The 12,625-nt window shown below is 72.7% G+C and carries 12 protein-coding genes; 2 read left to right on the top strand and 10 right to left on the bottom strand.

The genetic code is table 11. From position 1 onward, the window contains the following. Positions 1-130 precede the first annotated feature (130 nt). The 9 genes from ACYVJ0_RS10045 to ACYVJ0_RS10005 all read right to left on the bottom strand — a co-directional run bounded on the left by ACYVJ0_RS10045 (position 131) and on the right by ACYVJ0_RS10005 (position 8,126). Positions 131-805 carry a DNA-3-methyladenine glycosylase gene (locus tag ACYVJ0_RS10045; RefSeq protein WP_449853098.1) on the bottom strand — a complete coding sequence of 225 codons (675 nt, stop codon included), beginning with the start codon at positions 803-805 and terminating at the stop codon, positions 131-133. Next, entirely contained in the window at positions 802-2,205 is a 1,404-nt protein-coding gene (locus ACYVJ0_RS10040; RefSeq protein ID WP_449853097.1) for a hypothetical protein, read from the bottom strand. Before ACYVJ0_RS10040 ends, ACYVJ0_RS10045 begins: the two co-directional genes overlap by 4 nt. Continuing rightward, positions 2,195-2,962 carry a TIGR03943 family putative permease subunit gene (locus ACYVJ0_RS10035; protein WP_449853096.1) on the bottom strand — a complete coding sequence of 256 codons (768 nt, stop codon included), beginning with the start codon at positions 2,960-2,962 and terminating at the stop codon, positions 2,195-2,197. Before ACYVJ0_RS10035 ends, ACYVJ0_RS10040 begins: the two co-directional genes overlap by 11 nt. Further along, positions 2,955-3,965 carry a permease gene (locus ACYVJ0_RS10030; RefSeq protein WP_449853095.1) on the bottom strand — a complete coding sequence of 337 codons (1,011 nt, stop codon included), beginning with the start codon at positions 3,963-3,965 and terminating at the stop codon, positions 2,955-2,957. The genes ACYVJ0_RS10035 and ACYVJ0_RS10030 overlap by 8 nt, the downstream gene beginning before the upstream one ends. Before the next feature lie 61 nt (positions 3,966-4,026). After that, the gene (locus ACYVJ0_RS10025; RefSeq protein ID WP_449853094.1) at positions 4,027-4,434 is read right to left on the bottom strand and encodes a Fur family transcriptional regulator; all 408 of its coding nucleotides are present in this window, start codon (positions 4,432-4,434) and stop codon (positions 4,027-4,029) included. Between the two features lie 10 nt (positions 4,435-4,444). Then, on the bottom strand, positions 4,445-5,332 hold the full coding sequence (locus tag ACYVJ0_RS10020) for a metal ABC transporter permease (RefSeq protein WP_449853093.1): 888 nt from the start codon (positions 5,330-5,332) through the stop codon (positions 4,445-4,447). Then, positions 5,329-6,144, bottom strand: a complete 816-nt coding sequence (locus tag ACYVJ0_RS10015) for a metal ABC transporter ATP-binding protein (protein WP_460817606.1) — start codon at positions 6,142-6,144, stop codon at positions 5,329-5,331. The genes ACYVJ0_RS10020 and ACYVJ0_RS10015 overlap by 4 nt, the downstream gene beginning before the upstream one ends. A 183-nt stretch (positions 6,145-6,327) precedes the next feature. Beyond that, a complete protein-coding gene (locus ACYVJ0_RS10010; protein ID WP_460817605.1) occupies positions 6,328-7,374 on the bottom strand; it encodes a metal ABC transporter solute-binding protein, Zn/Mn family in 1,047 nt (348 codons plus the stop codon). Further along, a complete protein-coding gene (locus ACYVJ0_RS10005; RefSeq protein WP_460817603.1) occupies positions 7,371-8,126 on the bottom strand; it encodes a DEAD/DEAH box helicase in 756 nt (251 codons plus the stop codon). The genes ACYVJ0_RS10010 and ACYVJ0_RS10005 overlap by 4 nt, the downstream gene beginning before the upstream one ends. A 92-nt stretch (positions 8,127-8,218) precedes the next feature. On the opposite strand from ACYVJ0_RS10005, the gene ACYVJ0_RS10000 reads away from it, so the two are divergent. Further along, a protein-coding gene (locus tag ACYVJ0_RS10000) for an IS5 family transposase (RefSeq protein WP_460817602.1) occupies positions 8,219-9,083 on the top strand; the annotation gives its coding sequence in 2 pieces (ribosomal slippage) (positions 8,219-8,572 and positions 8,574-9,083; 864 coding nt in all). On the opposite strand, the gene ACYVJ0_RS09995 is transcribed toward ACYVJ0_RS10000, so the two are convergent. Further along, entirely contained in the window at positions 9,080-11,581 is a 2,502-nt protein-coding gene (locus ACYVJ0_RS09995) for an SNF2-related protein (protein ID WP_460817600.1), read from the bottom strand. The two genes, ACYVJ0_RS10000 and ACYVJ0_RS09995, sit on opposite strands and share 4 nt — an antisense overlap. 200 nt (positions 11,582-11,781) lie before the next feature. On the opposite strand from ACYVJ0_RS09995, the gene ACYVJ0_RS09990 reads away from it, so the two are divergent. Further along, positions 11,782-12,540, top strand: a complete 759-nt coding sequence (locus ACYVJ0_RS09990; RefSeq protein ID WP_460817598.1) for a GntR family transcriptional regulator — start codon at positions 11,782-11,784, stop codon at positions 12,538-12,540. Positions 12,541-12,625 lie beyond the last annotated feature (85 nt).

Raw genomic sequence — 12,625 nt, 5'->3', positions numbered from 1 at the left:
AACCAGGCCCGGTGACAACACCCCCCGGATCATCAAAGACAGGGGGCAGCAATCATGCCGGGCCCGGCAGGCCGTCACCGCCTAGCATCCTCCGCCAGACGGTCACGAAGAAAGTAACGGGTCGACCGCCTCACACAGCTCCTCGGCCGGGGCGGAAGGGGGAGACCGTGGGGTCGTCCGGGATCCAGAAGCGCCAGGGGTAGGCAGACGTGCCGGCGATGCCGGCAACGCCCACGCGCGGCCCGGTGGCGTACTCCGCCAGCGGCGTGACGGGCAGCTCGAGGCGGGCCACCGCCCCTCCGAGCTCGCCACCGGCGACCGCGTCGATGCCATCGTGCAGGGGGTGGCGCAGGCCGACGGCGTCGCCGAGACGGCCGGGGCCGCGGGCGAGGTCGCGATCGGTCCTGGCCACGCCTCGCACGTGCCGGCGGCGGCGGGCGATGTCGGCGCCGCGCACGATCTCACCGGCGCGCAGCAGGCAGCCGTCGCCGCGGCCGGCGGGCCCGCACACGACGTTGACGCACGAGTGGATGCCGTGGCTGAGGTACACGTAGAGATGCCCGGGCTCGCCCCACATCGTCGCGTTGCGCGCCGTGCGCCCCATGCGCGCGTGCGATCCGGGATCCGGCACGTCACCCGATCCGGCGCCGTGGTACGCCTCCACCTCGGTGATGCGCACCGCCACCGTCTCGGGGCCCGACCCCGCGTCGACCACCGTGGTGAGCACGGCGCCGAGCAGACGGGGCGCCACCTCCACCGCGAGCGGCAGCAGGTCGTCGCGGGTGGCAGGCCGCAGCCCGCTCACCAGGGCCCCACCTGGCACCACGAGATGTCGAAGCCGCGCAGCGCGCCCACCTGCTCGCCGGAGTCGACCTCGACGATCCGCGTCTCGAGCGTGCGGGGCATCGGCTGGGCGGCCATATCGTACGGGTTGTCGATGAGGTCGGGGGCGACGAGCACGGCGACGTACTGGCCGCTCGGCGAGACGCACACCTGCTGCACGACGTCGGGCGCCGCCACGTGCAGCAGCTCGCGCGCCTGCCCCTCGGCGGTCACGTGCGCGATCGAGGCCGCGGCCGGCAGGCCGTCGTCACCGAGCACGGCGTAGCGGCGCACCGAGTCGCCGTCGGGGAGGGGCGCGATGAAGCCGAGCGTGCCCGGCTCGGGATCGGCCTCGGTGATCGGCGTCTCCTCGCCCGTGGCCAGGTCGAGGGTGACGAGCCCGGCGTCGATCCGCTCCACCACCGCCGTGTAGGTGCCGCGCGTGACGGCGTCGATCGTCACGGCCGTGCCGAGGAAGGCCGGATCGGCGCCGTCCGGCTCGACGAGGATGAGCTCGCCGTCGAAGTCGATCATGAGCAGCGCCGACGAGTCGGGCACGAACCGCCAGCGGTCCACGCTCGGAGCCTCGTCGCCCACCTCGACGGGCACGGCATCCGCCCCCGGATCGCGCAGCGACGACAAGTGCAGCACCGACTGCATGCCGGTGGCGGCGTCGAGGTCGGTGTAGGTGTATCCGATGGTGCCGCCCCGCTCGGACACCTGCAGGCTCGCGATGATCCCATCGCCCGGCAGCGCGACGTCGCGCGGGTCCCCGCCGTCCCGATCCGTCACGATCAGCCGCGCGCGACCGCCCTCCCGCACCGACACGACGATGGCGTCGCTCGTGGCACGGAAGTCGTCGATCTCGGGGTGGCTCACCACCGCCACGCGCTCGCCGTCCAGGCCGGCGCGGTAGATGGTGTCGTCCCCGTCCTCGCTGCGCTCCAGGATGAGCACCTCGGCGGGCGGCGTGCGGAAGGTGGTCTCGAGCGTGGCCGCGGGCCCGCCGCCGACCCCGCGCACCCCCTCGACGGAGACGCGGTACTCGGTGTCGGCGTCGAGCGGCGCCGTGAAGCGCACGCCCACGGCACGGCCGGCCGCCTCGACGGTGTGCGCCGCCTCCGGTTCCACGACCACCTGGGCGGGATCGATCGGGGCGAGCGCCTGATTGGCGGTGAGGATCGCCCGGGCGCCGGCCACCTCGATGGCGGCGGCCGGATCGACCTGCGCGTCGCTCACGCGCGGCCCCTGCGACAGGCTCACGGCGGCGCCCGCGCCGGCGAGCACGGCGAGCGCCGCGACGACGGCGGCGAAGGCCGCGGCGAAGTGGCGCCGCGCGGACCGCAGGCGTGCGGCGCGGCGCGGGATGCGGTCAGTACTCATACGGATCCTCGGGCTCGGGCACCTCGGTCACCGATGCCGGCTCCACGACCAGCTCCCCCTCGGCGGTGGCGGAGACGACGCCCTCGACCTCGATCCATCCGCCCACGGGGAACTCGCCCTCGACGGGCGCGACGGGGAGCGAGGCGGGCTGCGCGTCGATGACGCAGTGGGTGATGACGAGGCGTCCCAGGCGGATGCCGTCCTCCCCCTCGCCCGCGGGCGTGACGAAGCCCGTGAGGGTCACCTCGGCGCCGTCGAACGCGTCGGGGCTCGTCGCGCGCGCGAACACCGCCGCCCAGTCGCCCACCCCGAAGCCGCTCGTGTCCGAGCCGGCCGCGAGCACGACGTCGTCGGCGCCCGCGAACAGCGGCGCCGTGCCGGTGTCGCGCTCCATCGCCAGGTCGACCGACAGCGACGCAGGCGGCAGCAGGATGGCGCCGGCCGCCACGCCCGTCGCGAGCACGCCGCCCACCGCGCCGACGGCGAGCGCGACGCGCGGCGACCGCTCGCCGTGCGCGTGGTCGTCGTCGCCGTGGTCGTGCCCGTGGTCGGCCTCGGCGCCCAGGGGCAGCGCGAACGACGCGACGGCGCCGATCAGCACGATCACCGCCATCCCGACGGCGAACCACGTCTGGGCAGGGTTGATGTACAGGGCCAGGCGGTCGGTCCACGCGAGGCCGATCGTGACGACGGCGAGCACCGCCGCGAGGCCCACGCCGAGCCAGCGCGTGCCGAGGGATCCGAGGCGGCTACGCAAGGAGGTTCACCCCGATCCCGATCGCGAATGCCGACAGGACGACGACGACGACGATCCCCGAGAGCACGCGCCACGTGAACGTCGTGCGCATCAGCGCGAGCATCTTGACGTCGACGATCGGCCCGACGAGCAGGAAGGCCACGAGCGACCCGGGCGAGAACGTCGAGGCGAACGAGAGCGCGAAGAATGCGTCGACGTTCGAGCAGATCGCCACGGTCACGGCCAGCAGCATCATCGCGACGATCGACAGCACGGGGTTGGAGCCGATCGCGACGAGCGCGTTGCGCGGCACGAGCACCTGCACGGCGCCGGCGAGGGCCGATCCGATGACGAGGGCCGGCATCACCGCGCGCAGCTCGACCACCAGCTGCGCGATGCTGCGCCGCGCGCGCGATCCGGGCTCGTTCGCGACGACCTCGCACGTCTGCGCGAACCGCTCCGTGAGCATGCGCTGCGGGTCGGGGTGGCGGCTGTACAGCCAGGCGACGAGGTTGGCGATGGCGTAGCCGCCGAGCAGCCGCGCCACGAGGATGCCGTCGCTCCAGCCGAAGGCCTGGTGGGTGGTGAGGATGACGATCGGGTTGACGATCGGCGCCGCCACGAGGAGCGCCAGGGCGTCGCTCGGTCCGACGCCGCGCATGAGCAGGCCGCGCGCGAAGGGAACGTTCCCGCACTCGCACACGGGGATGAACATGCCCAGCAGCGACAGCACGGCCCGGCGCGCCCAGCCCGCGCGCGGCAGGATCCGCTCGATCACGCCGTCGGGCAGCCACACCTGCACCGCGATGGAGAGGACGACGCCGAGCGTCACGAAGGGCAGCGCCTCGATGAGCACGCTCAGCGCGAGGGTGAGCCCATCCTGCGCGCGCGAGGGCAGCTCGGCCTCGAACAGCGCGGGCGCGAAGGCGTCGAACGCGAACAGCGCCGCCACGACGACGAGGCCGATGCACAAAGAAGGAAGAACGCGCGCGCGACGGCGAACGGGCGCCTGAATCGTGGTCATCGTGCTCGATCTGCCTTCGTTGTGCGGCGGGTGCGCGGCTCCGGACGACGGCCGGCTCGGGTCACGCCCCGGCCGCGGCCTTCTTGGCCGAGCATTCCTCGCACAGCCCGAAGATGTCGACGACGTGCTCGGCCTCGGTGAAGCCGTGCGCGGCGGCGGTGTCGCGCGCCCACTGCTCCACGGCGTGCGCCTCGATCTCGACGGCGCGGCCGCACGAGCGGCAGATGAGGTGGTGGTGGTGGCCGGTGCTGCGGCATGCGCGGTAGAGCGCCTCGCCGTCGGGGCTCTGCAGGGAGTCCGCCTCGCCCGCGGCCGTCAGGCCCGCGAGGGCGCGGTAGACCGTGGCCAGGCCGATGCCCGTCTCGGCCTCGCGCAGTGACTGATGCAGGGTCTGCGCGCTCACGAAGCCGGCGGCCTCGCCCAGCGCGTCGCGCACCCGCTCGCGCTGCCATGTGTTCCGCTGCGCCATGATCCCGATCCTATGCCGCGCTCCTCGACGCCGCCTGGGCATGGGAGCGCTGGGCCCGGTCCCGCCGCCACGCGATCAGCCGGCACACGGCGTAGATGAGGAACGAGATGGTCGTGATGTACGGGCTCACCGGCAGGGTGCCCGCGATGGCGAGCAGGATGCCGCCGACGGCCGATACGAACCCGAACAGCGCCGACAGCAGCGGCACCGAGAGCGGGCCGTGCACGACCTTCATCGCCGCGGCGGCCGGCGTGACGAGCAGCGCCATGACGAGCAGCGCGCCGATGATGTGCACGGCCACGGCGACGACGAGGCCCATGAGGAGCATGAACAGCATGCTGATCGCGGTGCTCGGCACGCCCCGCGCGGCGGCGGAATCGGGATCGAGCGAGTCGAAGCGCAGCGGGTTCCACACGAGCACGAGCACCACGAGCACCGCCGCCGAGATGCCGATGAGCCAGCCGAGGTCGGGGGTCGTGACCGAGATGATCTGCCCCGTGAGCAGGCTGAACCGGTTGGCGCTGCGCCCCTCGTAGAGCGAGAGGAAGAGGATGCCCAGGCCCAGCCCGAACGGCATCAGCACGCCGACGATCGAGTTGCGGTCGCGCGCCCTGGCCCCGAGCAGCCCGATGAGCAGCGCCGCCGCGATGGCGCCGAGCAGCGATCCCGCGACGACCGAGCCGCCGAACAGCAGCGCGGCCGCCGCGCCGGCGAACGACAGCTCGCTCACGCCGTGCACGGCGAAGGCCATGTCGCGCTGCATGATGAAGATGCCGATCAGGCCGCCCACGATGCCGAGCACCGCGCCGGCGACGAGCGAGTTCGACACGAGCTGCAGCAGCGCGCCGTAGTCCTGGAACGAGAACACGTCGCTCCACTCGAGGGCGGGGCGGATCATGCGTGGGCCTCGTGGTCGTGCTCGTGCTCGTGCGCGTGGTGCGGATCGGCGTCGGGGATGCCGACGACGACGAGCCGGTCGCCCGCGCGCAGCACGTGCACGGGCGCGCCGTACAGATCGGAGAGCACGTGGGTCTGCAGCACCTCCTCCGGGGTGCCGAGCGTGAAGCGCCCGCCCGCGATGTAGAGGATGCGATCCACGCGATCCAGGATCGGGTTCACGTCGTGCGTGACGAAGAGCACGGCCGTGCCGCTCGCGCGCTGCCGGTCGATGATCTCGGTGATCGCCTGCTGGTTGGCCAGGTCGAGGCTCGAGAGCGGCTCGTCGCACAGCAGCAGGGCGGGGTCGTCGGCCAGCGCCTGGCCCACGCGCAGCCGCTGCTGCTCGCCGCCGCTGAGGCGCCCGACCGGGTGGTCGGCGTACGCGGTGGCGCCCACGGCCTCCAGCAGCGCGTCGACGCGGGCGCGGGCGCCGCGCGGCGGGATCGGCAGGCCGAAGCGGGCGCCGTTCACGCCGAGGGCGACGAGGTCGCGGGCGCGCAGGCTCGTGTCGGCCGGGAACGGCAGCTGCTGGGGGATGTACCCCACGCGCGGATTGCCGCGCCGCACGGGCTCCCCCGCCACGCGGATGCCGCCTTCGCTCAGCTCGCGCAGGCCCAGGATCGCCCGCATCAGCGTGGTCTTGCCCGATCCGCTCGGGCCGAGCACCGCCAGGAACTCCCCGGGATCGACCCGCAGGTCGAGGCCGGACCACAGCTCCCTGCCGCGCAGGCGCAGTGCGGCGCCCTGGATCTCGAGCACGGGAGCGGTCATCCCCTCAGCTTATCCGTGATTGTGATAACGGTTCTCGTGGGGCCGAGATGGGCGCGCCGCGCGGAACGGATCGCGTCGGCGCGGCGCGCGGATCGGGTCGCGTCGGCGGGGCCGGCGGGCCGGATCGGCGTGTCGAATCGGCGCAGGCCGGATCGGCGGCCGGCGGATCGGGTCGGGTCGGGATCAGGCGAGGGCGTCGGCGAGGGCGTCGATGTTGGCCTGCATCCACGTGACGTAGGTCTCGCCGTCGGGCAGGGTCTCGCTGTACTCGACCACGGGCACACCCGCCGCCTCGGCGGTGTCGAGCACCGCCTGGGTCTCGGGGCCGCCGGTCTGGGTGTTGGCCACGATCACGTCGACCTCGCCGCCCTCGATCGAGGTGGTCGCCGCCAGCAGCGTGGCCGGCGCGACGTCCTGCCCCTCCTCCACGGCCTCGGCGAAGCCGTCGGCCGTGACGTCCTCGAGCCCCGCGGCCGCCACGAGGTATCCGCCGACCGGCTCCGTGAAGAAGACGGTCTCGCCCCAGTGCTCGGCGGCGATCTCGTCGAGGCTCGTCTCGAGGCCGGCGATCTGCGACTTCAGGTCGTCGGCGTTGGCCTGGATCGTCTCGGCGGCGTCCGGCAGCAGCGCCGCCGCCTCCTCGGCGATGGCCTCGACCACGTGCTCGATCGTGTGCGGGTCGTACCAGACGTGCTCGTTGAAGCCCTCGATGTGGTTGTGCTCGTGCTCGCCGTGCTCCTCGTCGACGTGCTCGTCACCGGAGTGCTCCTCCTCCGAGTGCTCCTCCCCCGTGTGCTCCTCCTCGGCGTGCTCGGCGTCGCTCTCGGCCTCGTGATCGTGTTCGGCGGACTCGGCGCCCGGGTAGTCGTGGTTGTGCTCGACGGCGACGATGACGTGCTCGATGCCGGCCGCGGCGACGAGATCCTCCATGTAGTGGTCGTATCCGCCGCCGTTCAGGATCACGAGGTCGGCGTCCTCGACGGCGAGCTGGTCGCGGGCGGTCGCCTCGTACTCGTGCGGATCCTGGGTGGGCGAGTCGATGATGGCGCTCACCTCCGCGGCGTCGCCGACGACGGCGGACGCGAGGTCGGCGTAGACGCTCGTCGACGCGACGATCGAGACGGCGTCGGCACCGCCTGCGGCGTCGCCTTCCGCGTCGCTCGCGCAGCCGGCGAGCGCGATTCCGGAGACGGCGACGAGGGAGAGGAGGGGCAGCGAACGACGGGTCATGCGGCGATCATACGCAGAACGATAACGGTTCTCAAAATCGCAGCGGATCGCGGGGTCAGGCGAGGAGGGCGCGGAAGTCCTCGCCCGTGAGTGCCGTGGCGCCCGACACGTCGTCGGACCCGAGGACGTCCTGGAACAGGCGTCGCTTCTTCTCCTGCAGCTCGACGACCTTCTGCTCGATGGTCCCGGCCGCGATCAGCCGATACACCATGACCGGGGCGGTCCTGCCCGATGCGGTGCGCGCGGTCCACCGCCTGCGCCTCGGCCGCCGGGTTCCACCACGGATCGAGCAGGATGCAGTAGTCCGCGGCGGTCAGGTTGAGGCCGACCCCGCCGGCCTTCAGGGAGATGAAGAAGACGGGCACATCGCCCGCGACGAAGCGGTCGATCATCGCCGCCCGCCGCCGCTGCGTCGTCGATCCGTCCAGGTACGCGTACGGCACCCCGCGATCCTCGGCGACGGTCGCCGCGAGACCGAGGAACTCGGTGAACTGACTGAACACGAGCACGCGGTGCCCCTCCGCCACCACCTCGTCGATCAGCCCGCCCAGCGCCTCGAGCTTGGCCGACGGACCGCTCGTGCCGGCGAACGAGGAATCGAGCGCATGGCGGCGCAGGGTGGTGAGGGCGGCGAGGATCTGCACGCGGTTGCGATCCACGTCGTCGAGGAGCCCGAGCAGCTTCTGCTGCTCGCGGCGGAACCGCTTCTCGTACGCCTTGCGGTGCTCGGGATGCAGCACCACCTCGAGCACCTGCTCGGTCTTGGGCGGCAGCTCGGGCGCGACCTTCTCCTTAGGCCGTGTTGCTAAATGTGGGTGTGGAGCCTTTGGGTGATTCTTGAGTCGTGTCGCGAGATGTCGTCACGGACGAGGTCTGGGAGCTGATCCGGGACGTGTTCCCGCCGGCGAGGACACGGGGCCGTCCTCCGGTGGATCGGCGCACAGTGGTCGAGGCGACCGCGTGGCGGTTCCGCACGGGATCGGCGTGGCGAGACCTCCCCGATCGGTTCGGGAGCTGGAACACGATCTACAAGAACTTCCGCCGGTGGGCGAGCGACGGCGTCTGGGAGGACCTGCTCACCCACGTGCAGAGGCGGGCGTCGCTCGCTGGCGAGATCGACTGGGTCGTGTCGGTGGATTCCTCGATCGCGCGTGTCCATCAGCATGGCGCGACCTTGCCCCGGGTCACAGGGGGATCCGTCGAACGACAAGAAGTCCGGGCCAGAGCCTCCTGACCACGCGATCGGCCGGTCACGGGGTGGTTTGACGACGAAGATCCATCTCGTCTGCGACGGGAAGGCCCGGGCGCTGGCGTTCGTCCTCACTGGCGGGCAGGTCGCAGACACGAGCATGTTCACCTGCGTACTCGACGAGATCCACATCCCCGGCCGAGGGCCCGCGCGCACGAGACCGGACCGGGTGCTCGCGGACAAGGGCTACCCGTCGAAGAAGAACCGGGCCTGGCTGCGCGAGCGCGGCATCAAGGCCACGATCCCCGAACGCGACGACCAGATCGCGCACCGTCGCAAGCGGCCGGGCCGTCCGATCGACTTCGGCGATGACCAACGGGAGCGCTACAAGGGCCGCAACGTCGTCGAGCGGTGCTTCAACTTCGTGAAGCAGTGGCGCGGACTCGCTTCCCGCTACGACAAGACCGCCCGGTCATACGCGGCAGGGATCTGCCTCTCCGCCGCTCTGCAATGGATTTAGCAACACGTCCTAGTGCGGCGCAGAAGGAAGGGCCGCAGGCGGGAGCGCAGCCGCGAGAGACGCGCCTGGTCGTTCTCGCGCTCGATCGTGCGCTGATACTCCTCGCGGAAGCGCGCCGGCGTGCCGAACAGCCCGGGGGCGACGAGCGTGGCGAGCGCGTACAGCTCGACCAGGCTGTTCTCGAGGGGCGTGCCCGTGATCGCGATCTTGGTGGGCGCCTCGAGCAGGCGGGCGCAGGCGTACCCGCGCGACGCGGGGTTCTTGATCTGCTGCGCCTCGTCGAACATCGCGACGCGGAACCCGAGCGACTGGAAGTGCTCCACGTCGAGCCGGAAGATGGCGTAGCTCGTGACGACGAGCCGGGCGTCTCCCACGGCGTCGGCGACGACCGATCCGCGCTTCGCCGTCGTCTCGGTGACGGCGACCGCCCGCAGCTCGGGTGCGAACCGTGCGGCCTCCGATACCCAGTGCCCGACGACGCTCGTCGGCGTGACGACGAGGAATCGCGCCTCGGGCTCGTCGATGCGCGCCTGGTCGAGCGCGGCGAGCGCCTGCACCGTCTTGCCGAGGCCCATGTCGTCGGCGAGGATGCCGCCCAGACGGTGCCGGCGCAGGAAGTCCAGCCACGCGAGACCGTCGCGCTGGTAGCCGCGCAGGCTCGCCCGGAACGAGGGCGGCGGCTCGCGCGGCCCGAGCTGCGCGTCTCCGAGCCCGCGCAGCGCGTCGAACCACTCGCTGCGCTGCGCGTCGACGATGCCGAGCGCGCCGAGCTCCTCCCACAGATCCACCTGGTGGCGGCTGATCCGCACGGTCTCGCTCGTCTCGTCGGCGAGCGACTTCGCCTCGGCGAGGATGTCGCGCAACCGCGCGAATGCGGGGCTGGTGAGCGGGAAGACGGTGCCGCTCATCAGGCGGAGGTACGTCTGCCCGCGCGACAGCGCGGTGAGCAGCGCGCTCGTGCCCACGGGCTCGCCCTGGATCGTCACGACGATGTTCAGTTCGAACCAGTCGGTGCCGCTCGGATCGGCGCCCACCCGCACCTGCGGGTCCTCCGTCGCGAACCGGTACTCGGGCAGCTCGTCGTGCGCCTCGATCCGCACCCCGTCGATCCCGCGCAGCGCGGGGAGCACGTGCCCGAGGAACTCGACCGCCTCGTCCGGGGAGAGATCGCGCGAGACGAACGGCTCGTCGCGGCCGCGCACACCGAGCAGCGACGCGAAGCTCCCGGCCGCCGCCACGACCGTGTCGAGCAGCTCGCGCTCCGCGTCGCGCCGGCGGGCGGCGTCGCCGGGATACTCCCACTCCCAGTACAGCCGCGTGGCGTCTGCGGAGTGCCGGATCGCGAGCACGAGGAGGGGGCGGGGCGGCTCGGGGACGGGGAAGGATCCGTCGCTCGAGACGAGGGGTGCGAGCCGGCGCAGGCGGGGGACGTAGTCACGCAGGAACGCCTCGACGTCGTCGTTCGGCACGGACACGCGGCCGCCGCGGGCGAGCCGGTGGAAGTCCTCCGGCACCGGCCGGTCCAGCGGCGCGAGCGCCGTCACGCGCCCCTCGACGATGCGCGCGACGGCGGCGGTCGGCGCCCCGATCGGGAGCACCGTTCCGTCCCCCGCGCCGAACACGGGTTCGACCGACAGCCTGCCCCGGGCGGAGCGCAGGTCGAGAGAGGCGGACAGCGGCTCGCGGTCGAGCACGACGGGCGTCTGCGCTCGATCGTCCGCGACGAAGGCGACGCCGGCGGCGCGCGCCTCCTCGAGCAGCGGCCACAGCGCGCGCGACGGCACGACGTCGAGGCGGATCCACTCGGGGCTGCCCCAGCCGCCCGAGAAGGAGCGACGCCCGTTCGCCGGACGCAGCCGATCCTCCACGGCGCGGAAGTTCTCGCGCGACGCGTGCAGCGCCTCGAGGTCGGCCAGCGCGCGTCCCGCGTCGCCCGCGATCCGCCCGTCCGCGACATCGGCCCACGACGTGCCCGTGCGGATCCAGGTGCGCGACGTGCCGCGCACGGCGGGACGGATCGCGACGCCCTCGCCGGGAGGATCGCCGTGCTCGCGCCGGCGGACGGCGAACAGCAGGGCGACCTCGGGTTCGTCGTCGTCCGCCGGCCCCTCGAGCGCCCCGCGGAGGGTCCGCTCCCACGGCGGGATCGACGTGGCGGCGCGGGCAGCCGCGCGCCCCGCAGCGGTCAGCCCCGGCCCGACGCCGAACGGCTCGTCGCGTTCCACCAGCGCGTAAAGGGCGGCCGCGGCATGCGCGCACCACGCCTCGCCGTCGTGCGCGCACCACGGCACGATCCGGCCGGTGCCGTCGGGGGCGAGCTCCGCCTCCACCTCGACGGCGATCGCCCCCACGCCCACCAGCGCGCGCGAGGACGTGCGCCCCACCTCCGCGCGCAGGACGCGGACGGGCAGCCGATCGACCAGCATCCGTCCCGCCTCGGCGTCCTCCGGCAGGAACAGGCCCGTCACGTGCGCGGCGGCGAGGACGAGGGAGGTCACGCGTCGAGCCTACGGAAGGCCACGGACACCGGATCGACCGGCCCCGGACGCTGGCGCCGGTCGCGATCCCGATCCCCACGCTTGACAAAGCGAGCGGACACCGTGGAAGCTTCGACCGGCGCGCGCGAGACGCGCCTGCCGAAGCGGGGCTCCCCCATCGCACGCTCCGGAACCGATCGATCCGCAGACGGAGGAGCACGATGCCCGATTCCCGCGAGCCGGCGTACCGCTACCAGCAGGTCGCCGAGGCGCTGAGGGATCGGATACAGGGCGGAGAGTGGGTTCCGGGCGAGCGCATCCCCACCGAGGCGGCGCTCGCCGCGGAGTTCGACGTCAATCGGCTCACCGTCCGTCAGGCGATCACGCAGCTGCGCATCATCGGGCTCGTCGACACCCGGCAGGGCAGCGGCACGTACGTCGCCAACCCCGTGCCGCTGCTCGAGGTGTCGATGGCGTCGGACGACGATGTCGACCACGGGAGCCTGCGCGCGACCGCTCACCCCGCCGTCGGCCACGTGCGCGAGCGGCTGCTGTCGGTCACCCCGGACGCCGATGCGCAGGCCGCCGCGCTGCTGTCGGTGCCTGCCTCGCGGCTCTTCCGGATCGCGACGCTGCTCGAGTCCGACGAGACTCTCTACGCCGTGTGCGACTACTGGATCGACGGCGACCGGTTCCCGGGGATCGCCGACGGCTGGGACGACGGCGAGACGATGGGGATGCGGCTGCAGTCGGAGTTCGACGTCATCGCGTACTACTCGTGGCGGCGATTCCGGGCCGATGCCGCCGATCCGGCCATCGCCTCCCAGCTGGGAGTGACCGTCGGTGCGCCGCTGCTCATCCGCGACGGCGTCTCGCACGACGAGCACGGCTCACCCGTGTACTACGTCGTGCGGCGCATGCGCGGGGATCGGGTGGCGTACACGGTCAACTACCTCGACCGCCCGACGCGCGACCGGTAGCCGCGCACGACCCACACGGGAGGACGGGCCGGCGGGACGTTCAGAGGACGTTCAGCCCAACGCCGCGCTCGATTCATCTAGACAA

The organism is Microbacterium petrolearium, from assembly GCF_054782875.1.
Note: the sequence above shows the minus strand (reverse complement) of the source record. Positions and strands in the feature narration are given on the sequence as shown.

Bases quoted from the DNA above. Each gene is read 5' to 3' on its own strand.
- ACYVJ0_RS10040 (WP_449853097.1), bottom strand. From the start codon at position 2,205: ATGAGTACTGACCGCATCCCGCGCCGCGCCGCACGCCTGCGGTCCGCG.
- ACYVJ0_RS10030 (WP_449853095.1), bottom strand. From the start codon at position 3,965: ATGACCACGATTCAGGCGCCCGTTCGCCGTCGCGCGCGCGTTCTTCCT.
- ACYVJ0_RS10025 (WP_449853094.1), bottom strand. From the start codon at position 4,434: ATGGCGCAGCGGAACACATGGCAGCGCGAGCGGGTGCGCGACGCGCTG.
- ACYVJ0_RS10020 (WP_449853093.1), bottom strand. From the start codon at position 5,332: ATGATCCGCCCCGCCCTCGAGTGGAGCGACGTGTTCTCGTTCCAGGAC.
- ACYVJ0_RS10015 (WP_460817606.1), bottom strand. From the start codon at position 6,144: ATGACCGCTCCCGTGCTCGAGATCCAGGGCGCCGCACTGCGCCTGCGC.
- ACYVJ0_RS10010 (WP_460817605.1), bottom strand. From the start codon at position 7,374: ATGACCCGTCGTTCGCTGCCCCTCCTCTCCCTCGTCGCCGTCTCCGGA.
- ACYVJ0_RS09990 (WP_460817598.1), top strand. From the start codon at position 11,782: ATGCCCGATTCCCGCGAGCCGGCGTACCGCTACCAGCAGGTCGCCGAG.